At 43.0% G+C, this 22856-nt stretch carries 20 protein-coding genes; 8 read left to right on the top strand and 12 right to left on the bottom strand.

Features of this window, described 5'->3' with window-relative positions; genetic code table 11:
- The first annotated feature begins 63 nt into the window (after positions 1-63).
- The 3 genes from CBX98_RS00535 (at position 64) to CBX98_RS00520 (ending at position 6896) form a co-directional block, all read left to right on the top strand.
- Positions 64-4461 (top strand): RHS repeat-associated core domain-containing protein, encoded by a 4398-nt coding sequence (locus CBX98_RS00535; RefSeq protein ID WP_172605902.1) that lies wholly within the window; start codon positions 64-66, stop codon positions 4459-4461.
- On the top strand, positions 4451-5353 hold the full coding sequence (locus tag CBX98_RS00525) for an immunity 49 family protein (protein WP_109168345.1): 903 nt from the start codon (positions 4451-4453) through the stop codon (positions 5351-5353). The genes CBX98_RS00535 and CBX98_RS00525 overlap by 11 nt, the downstream gene beginning before the upstream one ends.
- 322 nt (positions 5354-5675) lie before the next feature.
- Positions 5676-6896 (top strand): ammonium transporter, encoded by a 1221-nt coding sequence (locus CBX98_RS00520; protein WP_046875293.1) that lies wholly within the window; start codon positions 5676-5678, stop codon positions 6894-6896.
- A 32-nt stretch (positions 6897-6928) separates the two neighbouring features.
- Here CBX98_RS00520 and CBX98_RS26250 read toward each other — a convergent pair whose 3' ends face one another.
- Positions 6929-7102: a hypothetical protein gene (locus CBX98_RS26250; protein ID WP_012841833.1), complete on the bottom strand. Its 174-nt coding sequence runs from the start codon at positions 7100-7102 to the stop codon at positions 6929-6931.
- Between the two features lie 118 nt (positions 7103-7220).
- Here CBX98_RS26250 and cobB point away from each other — a divergent pair, with 118 nt between their 5' ends.
- Positions 7221-7952 (top strand): Sir2 family NAD+-dependent deacetylase, encoded by a 732-nt coding sequence (gene cobB, locus CBX98_RS00515; protein ID WP_005396469.1) that lies wholly within the window; start codon positions 7221-7223, stop codon positions 7950-7952.
- Between the two features lie 88 nt (positions 7953-8040).
- On the opposite strand, the gene CBX98_RS00510 is transcribed toward cobB, so the two are convergent.
- The 5 genes from CBX98_RS00510 to potA form a co-directional block, all read right to left on the bottom strand.
- On the bottom strand, positions 8041-9078 hold the full coding sequence (locus CBX98_RS00510) for an extracellular solute-binding protein (protein ID WP_005396470.1): 1038 nt from the start codon (positions 9076-9078) through the stop codon (positions 8041-8043).
- Positions 9079-9325: 247 nt separating this feature from the next.
- Complete coding sequence (locus tag CBX98_RS00505) at positions 9326-10357, bottom strand: extracellular solute-binding protein (protein ID WP_170891438.1); 1032 nt, start codon at positions 10355-10357, stop codon at positions 9326-9328.
- Positions 10358-10463: 106 nt separating this feature from the next.
- A complete protein-coding gene (potC, locus tag CBX98_RS00500; protein ID WP_005396472.1) occupies positions 10464-11234 on the bottom strand; it encodes a spermidine/putrescine ABC transporter permease PotC in 771 nt (256 codons plus the stop codon).
- On the bottom strand, positions 11234-12094 hold the full coding sequence (potB, locus tag CBX98_RS00495; protein ID WP_012841831.1) for a spermidine/putrescine ABC transporter permease PotB: 861 nt from the start codon (positions 12092-12094) through the stop codon (positions 11234-11236). The genes potC and potB overlap by 1 nt, the downstream gene beginning before the upstream one ends.
- On the bottom strand, positions 12075-13190 hold the full coding sequence (potA, locus tag CBX98_RS00490; protein WP_012841830.1) for a spermidine/putrescine ABC transporter ATP-binding protein PotA: 1116 nt from the start codon (positions 13188-13190) through the stop codon (positions 12075-12077). The genes potB and potA overlap by 20 nt, the downstream gene beginning before the upstream one ends.
- Positions 13191-13591: 401 nt before the next feature.
- Here potA and CBX98_RS00485 point away from each other — a divergent pair, with 401 nt between their 5' ends.
- The 4 genes from CBX98_RS00485 (at position 13592) to ttcA (ending at position 16987) form a co-directional block, all read left to right on the top strand.
- On the top strand, positions 13592-14389 hold the full coding sequence (locus tag CBX98_RS00485) for a hypothetical protein (protein WP_005396476.1): 798 nt from the start codon (positions 13592-13594) through the stop codon (positions 14387-14389).
- The gene (locus CBX98_RS00480; RefSeq protein WP_031780554.1) at positions 14382-15218 is read left to right on the top strand and encodes a glucosaminidase domain-containing protein; all 837 of its coding nucleotides are present in this window, start codon (positions 14382-14384) and stop codon (positions 15216-15218) included. The genes CBX98_RS00485 and CBX98_RS00480 overlap by 8 nt, the downstream gene beginning before the upstream one ends.
- A gap of 13 nt (positions 15219-15231) precedes the next feature.
- Positions 15232-15894 carry a DUF2987 domain-containing protein gene (locus tag CBX98_RS00475; RefSeq protein ID WP_109168343.1) on the top strand — a complete coding sequence of 221 codons (663 nt, stop codon included), beginning with the start codon at positions 15232-15234 and terminating at the stop codon, positions 15892-15894.
- Between the two features lie 199 nt (positions 15895-16093).
- On the top strand, positions 16094-16987 hold the full coding sequence (ttcA, locus tag CBX98_RS00470) for a tRNA 2-thiocytidine(32) synthetase TtcA (protein WP_005377502.1): 894 nt from the start codon (positions 16094-16096) through the stop codon (positions 16985-16987).
- A 140-nt stretch (positions 16988-17127) separates the two neighbouring features.
- On the opposite strand, the gene uspE is transcribed toward ttcA, so the two are convergent.
- From uspE to CBX98_RS00440, 6 genes are all read right to left on the bottom strand, one after another.
- Positions 17128-18075: a universal stress protein UspE gene (gene uspE / locus CBX98_RS00465; RefSeq protein WP_053807422.1), complete on the bottom strand. Its 948-nt coding sequence runs from the start codon at positions 18073-18075 to the stop codon at positions 17128-17130.
- 180 nt (positions 18076-18255) lie between these two features.
- The gene (locus CBX98_RS00460) at positions 18256-19002 is read right to left on the bottom strand and encodes an FNR family transcription factor (RefSeq protein ID WP_005377497.1); all 747 of its coding nucleotides are present in this window, start codon (positions 19000-19002) and stop codon (positions 18256-18258) included.
- Between the two features lie 90 nt (positions 19003-19092).
- Entirely contained in the window at positions 19093-19770 is a 678-nt protein-coding gene (locus CBX98_RS00455) for a sulfite exporter TauE/SafE family protein (RefSeq protein WP_006742590.1), read from the bottom strand.
- Between the two features lie 8 nt (positions 19771-19778).
- Positions 19779-19943, bottom strand: coding sequence for a cbb3-type cytochrome oxidase assembly protein CcoS (gene ccoS / locus CBX98_RS00450; RefSeq protein WP_012841826.1), 165 nt, complete (start codon positions 19941-19943; stop codon positions 19779-19781).
- A gap of 15 nt (positions 19944-19958) precedes the next feature.
- Positions 19959-22322, bottom strand: a complete 2364-nt coding sequence (locus tag CBX98_RS00445) for a heavy metal translocating P-type ATPase metal-binding domain-containing protein (protein WP_006742591.1) — start codon at positions 22320-22322, stop codon at positions 19959-19961.
- Positions 22323-22326: 4 nt separating this feature from the next.
- Positions 22327-22803, bottom strand: a complete 477-nt coding sequence (locus CBX98_RS00440) for a FixH family protein (protein WP_005396484.1) — start codon at positions 22801-22803, stop codon at positions 22327-22329.
- Between the last annotated feature and the right edge of the window lie 53 nt (positions 22804-22856).

Raw genomic sequence — 22856 nt, 5'->3', positions numbered from 1 at the left:
AAAAGAGCGAAACGAGCATTAAATGATGCGGCAAGGTAAGAAAAGGACAAACACGTTACGGCTATGATCCCTCAATTCGTCATTCCTATCACGAATCGCTTTGGCGAAAGCTATCACTTTTCAGGTCAGTTACTTACTAGCGGCGAACCTAAAATATTCGTGACCAAACAAGAGGCAATAGAGTTTCTTGAGAGCTTTGGTGAGCTTGACCTTCGCTCTGTCGAAGACTTGTTCTATGCGATTGGTCAATTCAAGCCAAACATACCTGACGGTGAGCTTACTTCCCAACACTATAATTCAACGTTTGCCAATGCTTTGGCGAACGGTGACTTGCATGTCGCTCGAATTGTACCGACCGGAGAAAACTACGCACTCTCGTCAGCGGTTACGCCTCCACCGACTCAAAATACCGTCAATGCAAAACCATCGAAGGGAAAGGGGAAGTCGAATAAAAAGAGTGGCAGAAGTGCCGCATCCGCCAAGCCTCAGCAACAAAGCAGCGAAAAACATGAGAAAGCCGGTGATCCTGTATCACTTGTGACGGGTGAAGAAATTCTCGAACTCTATGATATCGAGCTACAACAAGGTACTACTTGGCAGCGTACTTACCGCTCATCGCAGTCGGATGTAAATCATGGAATGGGCTTTGGTTGGCGACATGCATTTCAGTTTGAATTGCACGAGAAGACCGACGAGAAAGACAATGTTATCGCTTGGAAGTTTGTTGACGATAAGGCAGATATCACAGAATTTGAGCCAGTAGATATTGGAGCGACAAGTTACCAGATATACGCTGGTGCGAGCTGTTATTTCCTAAATTCAGCAACTCGGATCGTGACGCTCGCTAATGGGCATCAATATCGATTTGAACAGAAAGATGATCGTTGGCTTGTTAAACAAGTCAGAAATGGCACGTTTTCAACGTTTCAACTGCAGTATTCTCGAAACCATCGATTGATCGAGATTGCATATAACAAGCGTCCGGTTCTTGAATGTCAATATGATAAGCAAGGACGCCTTGTAGAGCTGCTTAATGCAAAGTCCCAAAAAGTTCTGACAACTTATACCTATGATGAGCACGATGATTTGGTCAGTGCAACCAATCATTTGGGCTTGAAGGAACAGTATCAATACCGCGGCCATTTAATTGTTAAGCGTGTACGACCAACTGGCTTTACTCATTATTTTGAATGGGATGGCGAAGGTGCCAACGCGAAATGCATCAGGAACGTTGGGGACGCAGGAATTTATGACTATCGCTTCCATTATCAGGGAAATCATTCTTCCTATTCTGACTCGTTAGATCATCAATGGTCTTTCTTGCATGACGAGCAGGGTAACTTACTCGAGAAAATAAGCCCCACCGGTAAAACTTGGCGATGGCAATATGATGAATTAGGACGAAAAGCACAAGCTATCTATCCTGATCAGTCAACGGTCAATTATCAATATAATCAGCATGGTCAATTAGTTTCTAAGTTTCATTCCTCTGGCAAAGAAGTTCAATATGGTTATGACGGCTTAGGTAAGTTAGTTAAAACGGTTTCACCTGACGGGGATATCGAGAAGGCTTACTACAATAGCCTTGGTCAAAGAGTTTGGGATACCGATCAGTTCGGCTGTGTCACGGAATATGATTACGATAAACACGGTCAAGTCGTCAAAAAAGAGTCTGAAGATGGTAAGAAAAGTCAGTGGTGGTGGGATGAACAACAAAGACTTATCGCGAATGAAATAGACGGTACATTACTTCGTTACAGCTACAACGAAGAAGATCTGGTGAATGGCGTCGCTTATCCCGATGGGTGTATTGCTCAACTCGCTTATGATCAATTTGGCAGGCGTACATCAGTTCGTTATTTTAACGACGAAGACAAAGTCGGTTATAGCGAAGAATATTCTTACGATGAGCACAGCCGTGTTGCTCAGATTCGAACGCCAGCAGGCATTACCTCGTATCAGTGGGGAGCACTCGCGCAACAAGAAGCAGTCATCTTCCCCGATGGCAGCCATATTTCTTATGAATACGATCAACAACGTAACCTGACTAAATTAGTTCGGAGTGACGGCTTAGAATTCGAATTCCTGTATGACGATGAAGGCCAGCTGTCAGGAACTGTTGGGTTTGATAATCTACAAAGCCAATTTGATTATGACGATATGGGGCGCATCCATCGTAAGCAAGTCGCCGATAGGACTGTGCTGTACCGCTATGACGCTGCGGGTTATCTCAAGCACGTCAAAGCAGGAAATGGTAGCAGTATTGTAGAGAACCACTTCAATTATACGTTTGGTGGGCGACTTACTTTCGCATCCAATCGCCATCAAACATTGCAATACCAATACTCTTCATTCGGGCATTTAACAAAGCGCATTCAAGGCCAGTTTGAGATAGCGCAGGAGTTTAACAGAGTTGGCCAACGCGTATCTCAGGTACTGCCAGATAATACGGAGCTGAACTTCTCTTATGATCGATATGGGCGTTTTTCAGCGATTCGGTTTGGAAACCTAGATTTACCTCAAATCAAATTTCATTACGATGAAATGGGACGAGTTTCCCAAATTGAAACGGCACATTTTAATGAGCGCATCATTTATGATGGTGTTGGTCGTTTGGTCGAACAACATTGGCCAGATAGAGAGAAAAAGTACGTTTACAACGCACAAAACCGCATTTCATCAATCATTGATAATACGGCAGGAGCAACGCATTATCAGTACGATGCCTTAGGGCAACTGAAACGAGTCAATGCTTCCGGAGAAGTGACTAAGTTTGAATACGATAGTTTTGGCAATCCTACTTTGCCAACTTCAGAGGTATTCGCTGATCGTATTGAAGTACACGATGGTGTCCGGTTCAAATATGACGCGCAAGGAAACCAGACAAAACGTGAGGGGCAAGGACAAGTTCAGACTCGAGTGTTTGATGCGTTAAATCAGCTCATTGAAGTTCACACCGACGATGGCATCAGTCAATATGAATATGATGCTCTAGGGCGCAGAACGAAGAAAATTACACAAAAAGGCGTTACAGAGTTCTTGTGGGAAGGTGAACGTTTAATTGGTGAACGCTCTTCAGGTGCTTTCCGTTGGTACCTATATCAACCAGAAACCTACACGCCAGTGGCACTGCTAGAAAATGACGTTATTTATTGGTACCAGTGCGATCAAGTTGGTAAACCAGAGCGACTAATCGATTGCGAGGGGAATGTTGTATGGAGTGCAAGTTACGATGCTCACGGCTTTGCTCATGTACATATTGAAAAAGTAGTAAATCCATTGCGTTTTCAAGGGCAGTATTTCGATCAAGAAACCAACTTACATTACAACCTCGCTCGGTATTACGATCCTAAGCTAGGACGCTTTATCCAACAAGATCCGATATCTATTGCTGGTGGCATTAACCATTACCAATATGCAGTCAACCCAATTCAATGGATTGACCCAACAGGTTTCCTATGTGAAGAAGGGCTAAAACGCTTGGGTCAAATGTTGGCAGAGTATCAGGCGCAAAGCGATGTCCCCCAAGAGGTTTGCGATCAGATTTTAGAAGCTGCAAAAGAGTCATCCGTCGGAGAAGATGGCGTTCGCTCGCAAGTCAAAATCCGAAAACCCAATGGTAAAAACAATATTCGATATGAATACGATTTAGACCATATTGATTGCGAGAGAAACGAGATTACTTTTTATCGTCATATCAATCATTCAGATGGCAGCAGACACGAAGTGCAGTATGTTGTTGGGATTGAGGAATTTGTCAATGCGCATGTTTTTGACTCTGAGAAAGTTGGCGGGGAAGAAGGTTGCACGATCTTCACTGAAGATCTTGTGCTGAATAAAGCAGAGTATAAAGAAAACTCAGAACTCAATATGAGTGATTATGAGCTAACAGAAAGAAACAAAGCAAGAATTGAAGAATGTTTGAAAGAGCGTCAAAAGGCTATGGGCGCTCGAACTGGCGAAGCGGGATATAACGCTCAAATTGGTAATATTAACCAACAGTCTGCAAAAATAGGTGAGTTGGCCGCGGATGATTTTGTCCGGAGTAAACGTCCTAATGCTAAGCTGCTTCATCCCAAAGATATTGGAACCTCAATTTCGAAGCCGGGCGATTTTGATATGGTTTATGAGGTGGAAGAGCCACCACCAGGTGAAATTATCATTGTTGAGGCCAAAGGTGGCAGCAGTTCGCTGGGTAGCCGCAAGATCGGAAATATGGCATATCAGCAAGGGACAACGGAATACACTGCAGAAATCACCAAGCTAATGTCGAAAAATAAAGAAGGAACGACTGAACAATTAGCTGCTGACGAAATTCAATACGCCGCTTTATCCGGCAGAACTATTCGATATATACATACTCAAGCGAATATCCCTGAAAGTGAGAAGGCCTCTGACGTAAAACTAGAAGTAGCAGAGTTTAAAATTGATTCAAAAGGATTAAGTCAAAATGCAAAGTAAAAAATCGGTCAAATTTTTAGAGCGAAAAGCAAATCCTGAACTTGACACACAAGCCATTGTGAATCGGAAAAAATTTATAAACCGGGTTTTAGATAACAGAAAAGAAGGCCTTAAAGTCAGGCGGGAAAACCTCGTCAGTCTTGGCGATTTCGCCATTGACCAGGTTCGCTGGTATACCTGGTTTCAAACCTCGCATGAAGACGAACAAATTTGTACATTACGTCTTTACGAAACTTCTTTAATGGGAACCTGTTATCATCAACTTGTTATGAATCCCAGTGATGAATTAACTATCAAGATTCTCGACTATCCTGAAGTAAAGTGGGACGGGGAAGGCATTTTAAAAACGGGGTGCATAAATCCTAATAGATGGATTGATATGTATTTCATATCGACAATTGTGCGTGACAGGCCAAGTATGGACGTATTGGCGAACTTTCCAATTTCTTTGATGAGGCAGAGCTCTACCAAAGCGGGTGAGCTGTCTTATATGTTAGTAGACGTCATTCAGTCGTTCCATCACCGTACAGCAGACTACCCTGATAAACTGGTGGCCGCGATGGACGCGGCAGTTGCTCAGGGTGATGATTGGGCGTTAGAAATCGCCATGGGTATTTTGGAAACTTTTGCTGCCCTGACAACTGACATCGGTTATGACTTTGAAGAAGTACTCATTAAGAACCTTCAGTTCCAAGAGAAATACCAAATGAGGCTCGATAAGCCAGAGGACTTGATTTCTATAGAAACTTTCATCTCTTTCCCTTTGCTTGGTATGGCTTGTATGTGGTACGACAAAGGCAACCGTCTATCTGTTGAAACCGGTTGGCTTCCACCCTATCTTGTTGAAGGGCGTTGGCTAGAAGATGTAAAAGCAGGGAAGATCACTCGATAAACTCCTTTAGTTAGCAATTCAGTATATAAGCCACCTCTCATGAGGTGGCTTTTACGTTTTGTTGAGCTATATGGTGCGCATTATGTTGGTGCACTAAAACCATATTGGTGCATTTATTAGCGTGTTAAGCACCATTTCAAGAATGCCTAATTTTATTAAAGTTCATACAAAACAATAAATTAAAGTGTAAGTGTTAGAAATGTAAATTATGGAATGAGAATTGCTCTGTTAGACGCTCTATAAATTAAGTTCACCAAATTGGTGATGAGCCTAACTTTGATGCACAGGATAAGTGCGCTACAGATCAACGGAGACAATCATAATGAGTGTAACTGCCAATCAGGTACACGGCGCTGTACAAACTCTCACGCAAAGTTCCGACACACTTTTCTTACTACTTGGCGCAATCATGGTTTTTTTGATGCATGCTGGTTTCGCTTTCCTTGAAGTAGGAACCGTGCGCCAAAAGAACCAAGTTAATGCTTTAGTTAAAATATTGGCTGATTTCGGTATATCCGCCATCGCGTATTTTTTTATTGGATACTGGGTCGCTTATGGCGGCACCTTCTTTGCTGATGCAGAGACATTATCTCAAGGCAATGGTTACGAGTTAGTGAAGTTCTTTTTCTTGCTGACCTTCGCTGCAGCGATTCCCGCTATTGTTTCAGGTGGTATCGCAGAACGAGCTCGTTTTTATCCGATTCTAATCGCAACATTTTTTACTGTCGGCATCGTATACCCGTTATTTGAGGGAATAATCTGGAACGGAAACTTTGGTGTTCAAGCTTGGTTTGAAAGTACCTTTGGTTATGGCTTTCACGACTTTGCAGGTTCAGTCGTTGTACATGGTGTTGGCGGCTGGATAGCGTTGGTTGCCGTTGTGTTTTTGGGCATGAGAAAAGGCAGAGTTCGAGCAGGAAAGCATACCAACTTTGCACCTTCGAATATTCCGTTTTTGGCTTTGGGAGCTTGGATCTTATGTGTGGGGTGGTTTGGCTTCAACGTCATGTCAGCTCAAACCGTGTCAGGCATAAGTGGCTTGGTGGCTATGAACTCATTGATGGCAATGGTCGGAGGCATTGTCGCGTCATTGTTGGCTGGTAAGAATGACCCCGGCTTTATTCATAATGGCCCACTAGCTGGCTTGGTTGCTGTATGTGCGGGTTCAGACTTAATGCATCCTATCGGTGCTTTAGTGACAGGTGCGATTGCTGGCGTTCTATTTGTTTATCTTTTTACCTACCTACAAAACAAAACCAAGATTGATGATGTGCTAGGTGTCTGGCCTTTACACGGTTTATGTGGTGCTTGGGGGGGGATTGCAGCAGGGATCTTTGGTCAAAGCGCGTTAGGTGGGCTAGGTGGCGTGAGCTTTCTCGTTCAGCTTCTAGGAACGCTTTTGGGCATTTCTATCGCAGTGATTGGGGCACTTGCAGTCTACGGCGCGATCAATGCCAGTATGGGACTAAGGCTTTCGGAAGAAGACGAATTCAATGGCGCTGACCTAGCCATTCATAAAATATCTTCTACCAACGAGGATTGAGGCCAATGTGGGAGCGGCGTAAAGCCGCTCTTTTAGCAATTGCCTTTTTTTGCTTGGCCAGGGGGACAGAAATCTCCATTACCACGATGGTTATCGTCATTGGTGCTGACTCTTACTTTTACGTCGTCCACTTCGCCTTCAACATTGGTTAGTTGGCAACCTGCTAAAGTCGTAAGTAATATAAGCGCTAGAGATACTTGTCTCATTGCTGTTCCTCTTAAATTGTAATTCTAATAGTGACCATTACGACCATGGTCTAATCCATATTACTACTGTTGCTATTCTTTCAGTGTTAAGCTAATGAAAAAACAGCAAGGATGAGTTATGAATTTCCCTTATAGAAATATTGTAGTACTTACTGGTGCAGGTATCTCGGCCGAATCTGGTATTCAAACATTTCGTGCGCAAGATGGCCTTTGGGAGAATCACCGTATTGAAGATGTAGCAACACCTGAAGGGTTTGCTCGCGATCCGGACCTTGTTCAAGACTTTTACAACCAACGCCGCAAGAAACTTCAAGACAATGCGATACAGCCGAATGCCGCGCATAAGGCACTGGGCCGCCTAGAAACCGAGTTAGAAGGTAAAGTGACGGTCATCACTCAAAATATAGACAACCTTCACGAAAGAGGCGGCAGCCATAACGTCATTCATATGCACGGTGAGCTTTTAAAAGCGAGATGCAGTGAATCAAACCAAGTTATAGAACATAGTGAGGACATTAAGACTGGTGAGCTTTGTCACTGCTGTCAGATCCCTTCACAAATGCGACCACATATTGTTTGGTTTGGTGAAATGCCACTACGAATGGGGGATATCTACGCAGCATTAGAAGAAGCAGATTTATTTATTTCTATCGGGACTTCTGGCGTTGTATATCCCGCAGCAGGTTTTGTTCATGATGCAAAAATGCATGGCGCGCACACCATCGAAATTAACCTTGAACCTAGTGCCGTAGAAAGTGAATTTGAGGAAAAACGCTACGGAAAAGCAAGCGTTGAGGTTCCAAAATTAGTTGACGAGATACTGGCTCTAGAAGGAAAAGAGAGGGCGTAACAGCCCCATCCACGAGAGCGCTCACCTTGTAACTAAGAACAAAAAAGCGGCTCATGAGCCGCTTTTTCATATCTTTAAAACTAGCGAATTAGTTGTTCACTTTTAGCTTTTGGAAGTACTCATCGTACATTACGCTCGCTTCGCCAACTTCATCTTGCCAAGTACCGCTGTCCATCACTTCTTGTGGTGGGAAGATGCTTGGATCGTTAGCAAATTCTTTCGGTAGCAGTTCGTGTGCCGTTTTCACTGGAGTAGGGTAACCAATCTCTAGTGCGATCTTAGCTGCGTTTTCTGGGCGCAGTAAGAAGTCAATCATCTTATGAGCCGCATCAACGTTCTTCGCGCCAGCTGGAATTGCCAGGCTGTCCATCCAGAAGATCGTTCCTTTTTCTGGCCAGATGATGTCGATGTTCGCGCCTTCTTGACGAGCCATGTAAGCAGAACCATTCCAAAGCATACCAAGTGAAACTTCACCCGCTAGGTAAGGGTTTGCAGGAAAGTCTGAGTTAAATACTAATACGTTTGGCATTAGCTTTTTCAGTTCTTCGTAAGCGGCTTTGATTTCTTCTGGGTTAGTCGTGTTTGGTGAGTAACCAAGCTTAGTCAATGCAATGTGGAATACTTCGCGAGAATCATCCATCAACATTAGTTGACCTTCCCACTTGCTATCCCAAAAATCATCCCACTTAGTAACAGATGATTTGTCTAGCATGTCAGCATTGATACCAATACCTGTCGCACCCCAAATGTAAGGGATAGAGTAGTTGTTGTTCGGATCGAACGGCTTGTTAAGGAAGTTAGTATCAAGATCGGCAAAATGAGACAATTTCTCTTTGTCGATCTGTTGCAGCATGCTTTCTTTACGCATTTTAGAGACGAAATAGGTAGACGGTACTACCAAGTCGTAACCAGAACCTTGGGTTTTAAGTTTTGCGTACATACTCTCGTTAGATTCATATGTAGAGTAAATAACTTTGATTCCAGTTTCTTTTGTAAAGTCTTCAAGAACTTCGTTTGGAATGTATTCCGACCAGTTGTAGAAATACAGTTCTTGATCAGCAGCCATTGCAGGGGTAGCGATGAGCGTCGCTGCACATAGAGCGCTTGCGTAGAATTTACTTTTCATTTGTTTTCCGTTTTGTTTCGCGATTGGACAAGTCAATACTAGCTGGAGTTATCAAGTTGATCCAAATCGCAGTAAGCACAAATCTGTTTATTTAGCTCGAGGGCTGTATCTCCGCTTTGTGAGAAGATAAAACTAGACATCGAGCCAGATAAACCTAGCAACGCATAATTATATCAGTCAATTACAAAAATAGGCAGCGTATTGCTGCCTATTTTCTTTTAGTCGATGACTTGTTACACAAGCTCGATTACTGTCCCGCTTTCAGCTTTAGGAAGTAATCTTCGTACTTAACGGTTAGATCACCAACCGCATCTTGCCATTCCACTCGATCAAGATCTTCTTGAGAAGGAAATAGCGGTGCAACATCTTTAAACTTAGCGTTCGATTCCTCTACCGCTGTTAAGTAACCAGTATCACGAGAGATTTGCTCTGCGATTTCTGGACGTAGTAGGAAGTCGATCATCTTGTGAGCTGATTCTACGTTCTTCGCACCGGAAGAGATAGCGAAGTTATCAACCCAACCGATACCGCCTTCTTTAGGAAATACGAGTTTAAGGTTTAGGCCTTCATTTTGAGCTGCTGCAGCGCTGCCGTTCCAAAGCATACCAACGCCCACTTCACCAGACATGTAAGGTGCGCCTGGGTTGTCAGAGTTGAAAACTAGAACGTTTGGCATCAACTTTTGTAGCTCAGCGTACGCTTCATCGATTTGTTTAGGGTCTTTTGAGTTACCTGAATAGCCGAGTTTACGCAGAGCGATGTGGAAGACTTCACGAGTGTCGTCCATCAGCATTACTTGACCTTCAAGCTCAGGCTTCCATAGATCTGCCCAGCTTTGGAAGTCGTTTGGATCGTACATATCTGCGTTAACCGCTAGACCTGTAATCGCAACAACGTGTGGAATAGAGTAGTCGTTATTTGGATCGTAAGGCTTGTCTAGATAGTTCTTATCTAGGTTGCCGAAGTTTTTCAGCTTAGTCTTATCGATCTTTTGTAGCATACCTTCATCGCGCATTTTTGCTACAAAGTACGTTGAAGGTACCACTAGATCATAACCTTGATTATGAGTTTTTAGCTTTGCGTACAAAGTTTCATTCGACTCGTAAGTCGAGTAGATCACTTTGATACCAGTTTCTTTGGTAAATTGCTCTAGGATATTACTGTTGATGTAAGGCCCCCAGTTCATAAATACCAATTCTTTATCGTCCGCTGCTGCTGAACCTGAGAACAGAGAAAGCGCACATGCACTACCAGCTAATAGAGTAGCCCATTTTTTCATTGACGTTAGCTCCAAACCAAACGTTGTCCAAATCATTTTGGACGGTAGATAGAAAAACAGAATGGCATGTAACCATTCTGTTTCGTGATGTTAACGGATGTGGATTTTACTTTACTTTTTCTCTTGCGAGCAACTGAGAAATTACGACAAGAATTAAAGAAACCACCAACATGACCGTTGCAAGAGCATTCACTTCCGGTGAAATACCCACCTTAACCATCGAGTAAATTTTCAATGGTAGGATTTCATACGTTGGACCTGTTACGAACGAACTAATAATTACGTCGTCCAGAGACAGGGTAAAGCTAAGCAGCCAGCCTGCCGCAACTGCTGGTTTTGCAAGAGGAAGGATGATCTGCTTTAAGATAACCCATTCACTTGCGCCAAGATCTTTTGCTGCTTCCAACATCTTCACATCGAAGCCATTTAAGCGGCTGTATACTGTTACCACCACAAATGGCAAACAGAAGGTGATGTGGGCAATCAATAGAGTAAAGAAGCCCAGCTGTGCGCCTAATACTAGGAACAGAGCAAGTAATGAAATCGCCATGACAATATCTGGAGACATCATTACGACAAACAACATACCGTTTACAGCACCTTTGCCTTTGAACGAGTATCGGAATAGGGCAACAGCTGTTAAGCTACCAATAATAGTAGCCGCTGTCGCAGAAAATACCGCCACGTTCAATGAGTGCCATGCAGCCTGCATTAGGCTGTCGTTGTTGACTAGGGTTTCATACCATTTCGTGGTGAAACCACCCCATTTCATACCAAATTTATTGGCGTTAAATGAGTTTACGATTAGTACAACGATTGGCAGATACAAAAATGCATAAACCAACGCCATAAAGCTAAATCTAACTGTGCGTCCCATTAGTCTAGCTCCACTTTCTTATTCAATAATTTGCCTGCTCGGTAGTAAGCGTAAAGCATTACCGCCATTGCGAAGGTGAGGGCGATACTGGTCGCAGCACCAAATGGCCAATCACGAGCGTTCAATACTTGGCTCTTAATTACGTTACCAATCAGTAGGTTCTTCGCACCGCCTAGAAGATCTGAGATGTAGAACATACCCAGCGCAGGCAGTAGAACCAACAAACAGCCACCGATAATGCCAGGCATTGTCAGAGGTAGAATTACTTTAGTAATGGTTTGGAGCTTGTTCGCACCGAGGTCTTTTGCTGCCTCGATGTAAGTGTTGTCCAACTTCTCGATTGCCGAGTAAAGCGGCAGAATCATGAAAGGAAGTAGGATGTATACAAGACCAATCATTACAGCCGTTTCGGTATACATAATACGCAACGGCTTGTCGATGATTTCCATTGCCATCAGCGACTTGTTCAAAATGCCCTGTGTACCGAGAACAATCTTCAGTCCGTAAGTTCGAATCAAAGAGTTCGTCCAAAATGGTACGATCACCAAAAACAGCATAAACGGACGCCATTTTTCAGGCATTTTCGCTACGATATAAGCAAACGGGTATCCAATGACTAAACACAACAACGTTGCCACAATTGCCATGTAGAACGAGTGCATCAGCACTTTCGCATACAGTGGGTCCAGCAGACGCAAGTAGTTGTCGAAAGTGAATGTCATTTCGATTAAGTTTGCTTCATCACGCGTTAAGAAACTGGTACCAATAATCATCACGTTTGGTACCAACACAAACAGTGTTAGCCAGCCTACGATTAAGGCAATGATCGCGTTCTGAAGATTAATCTTCTTGCTTATCATTGAGTACTACCTCCCAGCTCTCAACCCAAGTGATAGCGACTTTCTGGCCAAGTGAGTGGTCCACATCAGGATCATCTTCGTTAAAGAATTCGCTTACCATTACACGCATACCTGAATCCAATTGGATAACAGAATCTAACGTCATACCTTTATAAGTACGCTCAGTTACGTGACCAACAATGCCTTTTTCTTCAGACTCTTTGATTTCTTCGATACGTAAGTCTTCAGGGCGAAGTAGTACTTGTAGTTTGTCGCCTTTCTGTGCTTCCTTATCGTAGTAAACGACGGATTCAACACCTTCAATTTCTGCGCGGATGCGTTTGTCATCGATGCGCTCTAGCATGGTTGCATTGAATACGTTGATCTCACCAATAAAGCGAGCAACAAACAGGTTCTTAGGCTCTTCGTAAATCTCACGCGGAGAGCCATCTTGTTCGATAACGCCATCACGCATCACGATAATGCGGTCTGACATCGATAGGGCTTCTTCCTGGTCGTGTGTTACAAAGATAAAGGTAATACCAAGTTGACGCTGAAGCTGCTTCAACTCGATCTGCATTTGTTTACGCAACTTGTAGTCCAGCGCCGATAGCGATTCATCGAGCAGAAGTACTTTTGGTTTATTAACAACTGCACGAGCAATTGCGATACGCTGTTGCTGGCCACCAGAAAGTTGGTGCGGTTTACGCTGTGCCATTTTTTCTAGACGAACCATACGTAATGCTTCCATTACTCTTGGTTCAATCTCTGCTGCAGGCGTTTTTTGCATACGAAGACCAAAAGCGACATTCTCATATACGGTCATGTGTGGAAACAGTGCGTAACTTTGAAATACCGTGTTGACGTGTCTCTGCTCAGCAGGAACCTGTGTTACATCTTGGTCATCCAAAATGATTTGACCGTTATCCGCCGCTTCAAAACCAGCGATCATTCGTAAAACTGTCGTTTTACCACAACCAGAAGGCCCAAGAATCGTCAGAAACTCACCATGATTAACATCCAGATTTAAATTACCGATGATTTCCTTACCATCGAAACTTTTACTAATACCAGATAAACGAATAACTGGCTTTCCTGCTTGCGGTTTTGCGTTCAACGTCTGTATTTCCCCCACGTTCAAGCTGGGATAATCCCAGCTGATGTGACACTAGCCATTCACTTTTGAGGCGCGCATCATAATCACCAAAATTGTGAAATTAAAGCATTTTCTTATCTTGAAACAGAAAAAATTTTGCAGGCAAAAGTCATCATTCCTTACCATACTGTTTTTATAAGATTAATTGGCATTTAAACACAGTTTGATAGCACTAAGCTCTGTACAATAATTGTTTTCAATTTCATAACCTTGTGAGTGGTTAATTATCAACCATACAGTTGAGATTGCAAGGATAGTACGTGAGTTGTGATGTTAGATGTGGAAAGATTTCTTTATAATAACGGCCACATTAATTGACTGGAATTCCAGTGAAAATTTTACAAGTTAATCTTGGATAAACTATGAACGACGATTTTGAGAAAGATTTCAATCTTGGGGGGAGTGTAGAGCGAGCTTTGTCTGGCAACTACGAGCTTAAAGCTGGGGCTGTTTTCAATGAAGCTTGGCGAGCAACCATCCAGCACTTTTTATCCTTTTCTCCTGCTATTATTGTATTGCTTTTTGTCCAGTTAGGTATTTTCTATATCGCGTTACAACTACAGTTGGGTGATCTGACCGTTATTCTTGATGCATTTGAGAATCCAGAATCATTCACTAACGATATTGTGTCTTCTATTTATGTCGCGAACTTTAGTTATGAGGTGATCAGCGCCCCAATTTATGCAGGGATCAGCTTGATGGCCATGAGCCATATCGCGGGCTTAAAGACTAAATTGCGCCATGTAGGTAAAGGGCTGCAGTTTACTATTCCCGTGATCCTAGCAACGCTGATGAGCCTAATGCTGCAAGGCGTAGTTGGTATGATCTTCCCTCTACTGTCCCTGTATCTTTCTTTAGCGTTTAGTCACTCTATCTTGTTGATTTGTGAAAAAAGAGTGCCACCAATGCAGGCGCTATTGTTATCACTTCGCGCTATTAACAAGAAGATTTTTGTCGTCGCAGGGCTTTACTTAGGCGTGATGTTGATGTTTATTATCGCTGCGATGTTCTACGGTATTGGCTTGATTTTTGTGTTGCCATTCTTCTTTCATTTGAAAGGCATACTCTACCGCGAAATGTTTGGAATTAAGCTCAAGATCGTTGCAACACAGAAAAACGACAATGATCACGATGGTAACTCACAGGTGTTTGATGCCTAATTCTTTAAAATCAATAAGTTTACGAGTGGCGGCTACCTGTATAGCCGCCACTTTCATTTCTATTGGACCGTATTTACACTACGAGCAACAGTTTAAATATGTTGAGAATCCTGATGTGCTGTCCGGGACAATTAAGCATGTCGATTTGTCTCATTTGCCACACATTGGTGATATCCCTGACTTCAACGCAATAAAAGACACCAAAGAGAAAAAAGCGGCGTTTTTTGATTTTTTAAGGCCTAAAATAGCACTTGAGAATCAACGAATTCGCCATGAACGAGCGTTTCTTACTTCTTTAAAGGTGGGACAAATCACCCAAGAGCAAGAAGAGTACGCTCAGCGACTAGCGGCTCTGTATTCTTTGCCTTTGAGCGACAACAAAGTCGATCACGCGTGGTTGGGTGAAATGCTTGTGCGAGTGAATGTCTTACCAGAAGCGCTGGTTCTAACTCAAGCAGCAAATGAATCTGCGTGGGGCACTTCTCGTTTTGCCACTCAAGCTAACAACTTGTTCGGCCAATGGTGTTATAAAAAGGGTTGTGGAATTGTTCCTGCGCAACGTGGCGCAGGCAAAGCTCATGAAGTTGAAAAATTCGATTCTGTACAGCAGTCGGTTCATGGCTACTTTATGAATGTTAATCGAAACCCAGCGTATGCTGAACTACGTGAAATCAGAGCTTCTCTAGCCGAAAAGAACAAAGACCTGTTATCGGTCGCAACGGCGTCAGAGTTAACTCATGGATTGCTAGCATATTCTGAACGTGGCATTGCTTATGTACACGATCTTCGCGCTATGATTCGTCATAATAACGCCTACTGGACACAATAAAATAACGGATAAAATGAAAAAGTTAAGCCTAAGTCTATTGGGAAGTGCGGCGCTAATTCTTGTATCGCCAATAACCCAAGCTCAAGAGTACATGTTCACATACTCAAAGTTATACACCCAACTCAAAAACAACAATAAAGAAGGGCATGACGACGTGAAAGTTGGCGTCTTCTTTGTGGACGCGAAAACTAAGCAAATTTGTACAATAGAAAAAGCTTGGATGGAAAAAGAAGAGCACTATGAAGAGTTTGTTATCCCTGCTTCACAAGAGTTGCCTCTGCCAGTCGATAAAAACTTAAAGTCAGCGAATCCGTTGGTTTTTGTCGATACTCCAAAAGATACTCGCTGCGATTACTCACTTGTCGTGATGACCAAAGAGCCATTACAGGGTAATGTTTCTTACGAGCAACTTAAGCCTCTTCTACCTCAAATGCAGACGATGCTGGAAGATTTAGGCGGTATGTTTGCGGGTTGGTTTACACCTGAAGTTCAAGGTGTGACGATGGAGTTTGCAAATCAACTGAATGATAAAGTGATTTTCTCAAACGGAACCGAAAAGCCAATTGTCAATGGCAAGATACAGGTCGCGCTAAGCGAAATAGGACAAGGTGGCACAATGACACTACCAGAATCGACGATGCGAGTGCTACCTTATCTGCCTAACGCAAAGAAGTGAACACTGAGAGTTTAGAAAGGGCTGCAATTGCGGCTCTTTTTTCAGTTGTGACCGTAACTAAAGTATCTTTCACACTCTTTTCTTAAAGACTCAATAAGACAAGCATTTAATCCTGCGTAAAAAGCTCGTATAATCCACGCCCCAAAGAAACCCATGTTAGGAAGTCCTAGTCGATTTATCGGCGATGTGAGAGCCCGCAATGAACCAAATAGATACAAGAAAAGAAACCCTAGAATTCAACAAGCTTCAGAAACGCCTGAGAAGACATGTTGGAAATGCCATTACTGATTACAACATGATCGAAGAAGGCGATGTTGTGATGGCATGTATTAGCGGTGGTAAAGATTCATTCGCGATGCTTGATATCCTGTTGAATCTTCAAAAAGCTGCGCCAATCAAATTTGAAGTGGTTGCGGTAAACCTAGACCAAAAACAACCGGGCTTCCCTGAGCATATTCTGCCTGAGTATTTCGAAACACTGAATATCCCTTACTACATCGTAGATAAGGACACGTATTCAGTCGTAAAAGAGAAAGTGCCAGAAGGCAAAACCACTTGTGGTCTGTGTTCGCGCCTGCGACGTGGTACGCTGTATTCATTTGCAGAGAAGATTGGTGCAACTAAGCTTGCGCTAGGTCATCACATGGATGACATCGTCGAAACAATGTTCTTGAATATGTTCCACGGCTCTCGCCTTAAAGCGATGCCACCAAAACTACGCTCTGATGATGGTCGTAACGTGGTCATTCGTCCATTAACTTACTGTCGTGAAAAAGATCTGATCAAATACGCTGAGCACAAGGATTTCCCAATTATTCCGTGTAACCTTTGTGGCTCTCAAGAGAACCTTCAGCGTCAATCTATAAAAGCAATGTTGATTGAATGGGATAAGAAGACGCCAGGGCGTGTGGAAGCGATTTTTAAATCAATTCAAAACGTAAGCCCAAGCCAACTAGCAGACCGCGAATTGTTCGACTTTGTTAACTTACCGCTAGATCGTGAAGGTAACCGCGAAGAGTATGAATTTAATGAGGCTGTCGTTTCTTCGACGAATATTGATGAATCAATGTTCATCGATGTTACGAACATCTAACTCGTAAAAAAGGAGGTCAATTAGACCTCCTTTTTTGTACCCAACGCTTTAACTGTTCCCAAACAAAAATCCCCCTGTATTCGGGGGATTTATTAGCGCTTATTTGAAAGCGCTCAATACATAGTAATAATAAGGAGAGATTAGGTTGCTGTATTTGGATCGAGAGGGCTAATGTAGCCTTTTGGTTTTAGAGCCAATACATCGCAATTTATTTTATCGATCACGTGCTCAGCTGTATTACCAATAAAGACAGCAGAAAGCCCGGTTCGCCCTGTGGTGCCTAAAATAACCATTGCAGCATTCAAGCGCTCTGCTGCTGCTGGAATGACATCTTCAGGTAAGCCTTGCTCAACAATCGTTTGCTCTTCATCAAGGCCGTGTTTTTGGCGTAATGCTTTCATCGCAGTTAAGTGATGACCTCGAACGGCATCGGTATAAGTCGTTGGATCAAACTCAGGAAGTTCAATGGTAATGTTCGCCGGTGTAACGGGATACGCATTAACAAGGTATGGTTTGGCATCCAGTCGGGTGGTGACTTCTTTTAGTCGCTCGACCATGGCATCGTTGAGATCAATATGAGTTGGATTTTCAGAGCCTACGTGCACCGAGGCAAGAATGCTTGCTTGTTCTGGCCAATCTGCATTTTTAATCAGAAGTACTGGGATAGGGCATTTACGTAACAAGTGCCAATCGGTCGGAGTGAAAATCACAGATTCTAACACGTCGTGCTTACGTGTGCCTTTAATGACTAGGTCATGGCTGCCTGCATAGACCTCAGCGATAATTGCTTCGTAAGGACGGTTGTGCCAGACGACACATACATCAAAGTCGAAGCCATCGTTTAGATAAGGTTGAGCAATTTTACGCATCCACTGCTCACGTTGATGGATAACACCTCGACGCATAGCATCTCTTTCATCCACTGATAGCATTGACGTCATGTCATAAGAGAAATCGTAAATGGATAAAAAGAAAGTGATTCGGCTTCTAGATACACTTTTTTGAGCTAATTGAACAGCTCTTGCAAGTGCGGGCTGCTCATCATTATTGATGTCAGCTACAACAAGGATCTTACTGTATATACTCATAACTAAGCCCACTTCTATTGCAAAACCAGATACTGAATATAAATTAAATCAGTATTTTGGAGTACTCACCGTACATTTTTACTGTAGCTTAGTTTGGGTAACTTTTTGAGGACTTTCGAAAGGAATTTATGAGAAACATGATGTAGCTCATTTTCGAGCTACATCAATAATTGGGGTGTATTATTCTTTAGTTACACCAGCAAGTTCCATCAATGCATCGTGGTCTAAGATAGTGATATATTTACCTTTTACACTTAGGATCTCGGATTTCTGGAAACGACCCAACAAGCGACTGATTGTTTCCACTGTAAGACCAAGATAGTTACCAATATCACCACGAGTCATCGTTAAACGAAACTCTCTAGGGCTGAAGCCACGTTGAGAAAAACGAGTTGATAGGTTGTATAGGAAAGCCGCTAGACGTTCTTCTGCATTCTTTTTAGAAAGAAGCAAAATCATTTCCTGATCACCTTTAATTTCGTTACTCATCAAACGCATAATTTGCTGGCGAAGCTTAGGCATTTTACCTGATAGGTCGTCTAAAATTTCGTATGGGATTTCACATACCATCGACGTTTCAAGCGCTTGAGCAAAGCTAGGGTGGGAGTCACCTGTAATGGCATCGAAACCAACTAGGTCTCCGGCCAAGTGAAACGCTGTGATTTGCTCATCACCTTGCTCTGTGATCGTATAGCTCTTGATGGTACCAGAGCGGATAGCGTACAGAGATTTTAGCTCGTCACCAGCCTTAAAAAGCTCTTGTCCTTTTTGGATAGGCTTCTTACGTTCGATGATTTGGTCAAGCTGATCAAGTTCTGCCTCATTCAGAGTGAACGGGATACACAGCTGACTAATGCTACAATCTTGGCAATGAATGGCGCAACCGCCTGATTGGATACGCTTTGTTGCAGGTTTTTCAGAAATCATAACAACCTTTCACTATTTGATATACATCAATATTTTAGCATCGCTTAATCCTAAAGGGTAGCAAAAATGTCACCTCAATAGAGTTTAACGTTATATGAAACCGAGTAACTCCATGGCTCCTACAGCAGTGTACGAACCATACCCAATAAGGATTAATGCTGAAATATTTCTAAATATTAACGATTTTTGTAATTTCTGAAAATGGTTGGCACCATATCCAATAATCAGCATTGCCGGAAGTGTTCCGAGGCCAAACGCGAGCATAATAAGACCACCGTTTATTGCGCTGCCTGAAACCGCCGACCAAGTTAGCGCAGAATAAACCAAGCCGCATGGTAACCAGCCCCAAATGAAGCCAAATGGTAAAGCATGAAGAGGGTGCTTTAATGGCAACAAACGCTTACCAGCAGGTGAGATAAAGCGCCAAATGTGCTGTCCTAACTTTTCTATTAACAGTAAACCTTGCCACCATCTAGCAATATAAAGCGCAACCAGAATCATGAACAGTGCGGCAATCAGCCTTAACCAAGCAAGAGAATGCGTTAATCCACTTAGCTCAGATAAACCTGATATTGCTCCGCCTACTAATGCACCGATTACGGCATAGCTGCTCAATCGCCCTAGGTTGTAGAAGAGTGGAATAAGGGGGGAGCTTTTACTTGTAGAAGAGCCCATGGTAAGCAGAGACGCGATACCACCACACATTCCCATGCAATGACCGGCCCCGACGAGGCCGATCATCAAAGCACCAATAAAGTCAGGAGTCATAAAGGTTGCTATTTTTTATCACTATTAGATTTGTCTTCTTCATCAAGAAGAATGTTATGTCCTTGTCGTTCTAGATCTTCAAACTGATCACTTCTTACTGCCCAAAGAAAAACGGCAACAGCAACACAAACGAGAACGATAGCGATGGGAATCAATATATAAAGACTTTCCATGTTTGCTTTCTCTACTTATTTCTCTTTGAGCAGGCGCAAAGAGTTAGATACAACGATAATTGAGCTTGCAGACATGCCAACTACTGCAATGTAGGGAGCCACTAAACCAGCGACAGCTAAAGGCAAAATTAACAGGTTGTAACCCAAAGACCAAGCCAAGTTTTCTCGAATAATCTTTCTTGTACGCAGTGCAAGCAAACGTGCCTCTAGTAGCTTTTCGAGATTATCCCCAAGTAACGTCATATCTGCAGATGCTTTAGCGACATCCGTACCACCGCCCATTGCAACAGAAAGATGAGCTCCGGCGAGAGTAGGTGCGTCATTGATGCCATCGCCAACCATCATTGTGATACTGTCTTCATCAAGACTCTTAAGGTACGCGAGTTTGTCTTCTGGTTTTGCTGACGCAACGACGTGATCGATACCAATTTCATTCGCTACAGGTCGAGCGTTTGAGAGAGAGTCACCTGTTAGCAGCGTTGTCTTAATTCCAGCGTCAGCAAAACGTTGAACAAAGGCTTTGCTTTCTTTTCGGATAGGGTCGCGGTAGTAAAAGCTAGCGACATGCTCGCCATCAACTGAAAGATAGACCGCATGGCTTTCATCGCTTTCCTTGCCTTGAACAAAAACCGCACTGCCTATCTTAACGATTTTGCCATTCCAGATCCCCTCAATCCCTGAACCAATCACGTTTTGCACTTCATACACAACAAAGTCGTCATTGGCGTAACTTGCAAAAGAGCGAGCGATAGGATGGTTTGCATGAGCTTCTAATGCTGCGGCTAGAGAGAGACAATCTTCTTTTGGAAGATCACTCAACACTTTTGTATCGCAGATCTCAATATCGCCTTTCGTCAGAGTACCTGTTTTATCTACAACTAAGTGGTTGATCTTACATAGCGTCTCGAACACATGACCTTTACGAAGCAAAATGCCAAAGTTTCCCATACGAGAGGTAGCACAAGTTAGAGCAGTTGGAGTCGCAAGAGACAGGGCACATGGACAGGTGGCTACCAATACGGATAGCATGATCCAAAACGCATCATCTGGTTTTGTTTGATGCCAGTAAAACCAAGTACCAGCAGAAATAATAAGAATTGCTCCAACAAAGTAACGAGCAACAACGTCTGCAATTTCTGCGATTTTAGGTTTGGAGTGTTGAGCTTCATCTTGTAAACGCACGATATTGGAAATCATTGAGTCGGCTTTGGAACTCATGACCTCTAGCTCAAATGACTCATCACCGTTTAGTGTTCCTGCATAAACCGCATCGCCTTCTCGTTTCACAACATGTACGGATTCACCCGTTAGCATGGATTCATCAATATGAATACGACCCGAAATAACTTTGCCGTCAGCTGGGATATGTTCACCAGGAAGGACGCGAATACGATCACCAACTTTTAGAGTTTTCACTGGTATTTGCTCGCCATCCAGCGTCGTGGCGATCGCTGGGATCAACTTTAATAGGTTACCACTCGCCGCTGCGGCTTTGCGACGCGCTCGCATCTCTAAAAATCGTCCAACCAATAGGAAGAAAGTGAACATTGAAATCGATTCGAAGAAGACTTCGCCCTGTTCTGTAACGGTTGCTATTAAGCTGGCTACATAGGCAAAAATAAGTGCAATCGAGACAGGCACATCCATACCGAGGGTTCGGCCTTTGATGCTTCGCCACGCATTTAAGTAAAACGGAAGAGCAGAGTAGAGTAGGACTGGCGTAGCAAAGATCAAACTTACCCAACGAAAGTAATTTTTAAACTCCGGTTCTAGGTCACCAAAAACTTCTAGGTACAATGCGACGGCTAGCATCATAACTTGCATGGTAGCTAAACCAGCAATACCTAATCTGTATAAGTATTGCTTCATCATTCGATGATAAGAGGCTTCTTGCTTATCAGCTTCAAATGGTGCGGCTTTATAACCCAATTTATGAATGACAGATAGGAGCTCACTTAATCGCACCTGAGTTTTGTCCCAGGCTAGTAATGCGCGGTTAGTGGTTGTATTCACGCGGATAGACACTAACCCAGCCGTATTAGAGACTTGCTTTTCGATTAACCACGCACAAGCTGCACATGAAACGCCTTCTAAAGAAAGAGTTACTTCAGAGACATTTTCACGATTTCGCACAAATTCTGATTGTACATCTTCATTATCATAATGAATTAAAGCTTGGAGTTGCTCTGGTACTAAATCTGCTTTTTCCGCAGGCGCAGTTCTATATTGATAGTAGGATACTAAGCCGCTGTCTACGATGGTTTGAGCAACCGTCTCGCAGCCAGGACAACACATCTTGCGGGATTCACCGAGTATATCAACTTTAAAATCCGTGTTGGCTGGTACATCTTCACCACAGTGATAACAGGATTCACACATATGCTTACTTCATTAACGGTGTTGACGAGGCAGGAAATTCAACTTTACCTTGGATCATCCATTGTTGGTCATGTGGTTGTAGTTCGACAAACCAAGGACCTTGAATAGATTCTTCTGCCGTTAGGCGGTAATTACCAGATGCATCCGCCGTAACGAGCTTTGTAAAGTCACGATCAGGAAGAGTACGATGAGTGAAAGTGGCCGTTAGAGCAGGGTAATGAGATAGCTTCCCTTTAGCGAAAACAATCACAACATTGTTATTTTCAGAAGAAATCTCTGCGTTAAGACCTAGGTCACGAGCGACATTCATTTTACTAATGTCGATGTTAATGCCTTTGCCTTTTTTATAGTAATCCTCGGCGACTAAAGAAACAGAGTTGTTCGAGAAAACGACCACAGTAATCACAGTCCAAACTACGACAGTAAGAGGAAGGATGATTAGGAACCACGGCCAAAATTGTTTATACCAAGGCTTTACCATAAAAAAGTTCTCAACAGCTAAATGAAAAAATGTAAGGCGTTAAATTTAAAGGA

The sequence above is a fragment of the Vibrio sp. T9 genome, from assembly GCF_003123985.1.
Classification (GTDB): Bacteria; Pseudomonadota; Gammaproteobacteria; order Enterobacterales; family Vibrionaceae; genus Vibrio; species Vibrio diabolicus.
Note: the sequence above shows the minus strand (reverse complement) of the source record. Positions and strands in the feature narration are given on the sequence as shown.

What these genes read in the sequence shown, in the direction of transcription:
- CBX98_RS00535 (WP_172605902.1), top strand. Translation starts at nt 64, where the DNA reads ATGATCCCTCAATTCGTCATTCCTATCACGAATCGCTTTGGCGAAAGC.
- CBX98_RS00485 (WP_005396476.1), top strand. Translation starts at nt 13,592, where the DNA reads ATGAACGACGATTTTGAGAAAGATTTCAATCTTGGGGGGAGTGTAGAG.
- cobB (WP_005396469.1), top strand. Translation starts at nt 7,221, where the DNA reads ATGAATTTCCCTTATAGAAATATTGTAGTACTTACTGGTGCAGGTATC.
- potB (WP_012841831.1), bottom strand. Translation starts at nt 12,094, where the DNA reads ATGATAAGCAAGAAGATTAATCTTCAGAACGCGATCATTGCCTTAATC.
- CBX98_RS00445 (WP_006742591.1), bottom strand. Translation starts at nt 22,322, where the DNA reads ATGTGTGAATCCTGTTATCACTGTGGTGAAGATGTACCAGCCAACACG.
- uspE (WP_053807422.1), bottom strand. Translation starts at nt 18,075, where the DNA reads ATGAGTATATACAGTAAGATCCTTGTTGTAGCTGACATCAATAATGAT.
- CBX98_RS00525 (WP_109168345.1), top strand. Translation starts at nt 4,451, where the DNA reads ATGCAAAGTAAAAAATCGGTCAAATTTTTAGAGCGAAAAGCAAATCCT.
- ttcA (WP_005377502.1), top strand. Translation starts at nt 16,094, where the DNA reads ATGAACCAAATAGATACAAGAAAAGAAACCCTAGAATTCAACAAGCTT.
- CBX98_RS00520 (WP_046875293.1), top strand. Translation starts at nt 5,676, where the DNA reads ATGAGTGTAACTGCCAATCAGGTACACGGCGCTGTACAAACTCTCACG.
- CBX98_RS00455 (WP_006742590.1), bottom strand. Translation starts at nt 19,770, where the DNA reads ATGACTCCTGACTTTATTGGTGCTTTGATGATCGGCCTCGTCGGGGCC.
- CBX98_RS00505 (WP_170891438.1), bottom strand. Translation starts at nt 10,357, where the DNA reads ATGAAAAAATGGGCTACTCTATTAGCTGGTAGTGCATGTGCGCTTTCT.
- CBX98_RS00510 (WP_005396470.1), bottom strand. Translation starts at nt 9,078, where the DNA reads ATGAAAAGTAAATTCTACGCAAGCGCTCTATGTGCAGCGACGCTCATC.
- potC (WP_005396472.1), bottom strand. Translation starts at nt 11,234, where the DNA reads ATGGGACGCACAGTTAGATTTAGCTTTATGGCGTTGGTTTATGCATTT.
- CBX98_RS00440 (WP_005396484.1), bottom strand. Translation starts at nt 22,803, where the DNA reads ATGGTAAAGCCTTGGTATAAACAATTTTGGCCGTGGTTCCTAATCATC.
- CBX98_RS00475 (WP_109168343.1), top strand. Translation starts at nt 15,232, where the DNA reads ATGAAAAAGTTAAGCCTAAGTCTATTGGGAAGTGCGGCGCTAATTCTT.
- CBX98_RS26250 (WP_012841833.1), bottom strand. Translation starts at nt 7,102, where the DNA reads ATGAGACAAGTATCTCTAGCGCTTATATTACTTACGACTTTAGCAGGT.
- CBX98_RS00460 (WP_005377497.1), bottom strand. Translation starts at nt 19,002, where the DNA reads ATGATTTCTGAAAAACCTGCAACAAAGCGTATCCAATCAGGCGGTTGC.
- ccoS (WP_012841826.1), bottom strand. Translation starts at nt 19,943, where the DNA reads ATGGAAAGTCTTTATATATTGATTCCCATCGCTATCGTTCTCGTTTGT.
- CBX98_RS00480 (WP_031780554.1), top strand. Translation starts at nt 14,382, where the DNA reads ATGCCTAATTCTTTAAAATCAATAAGTTTACGAGTGGCGGCTACCTGT.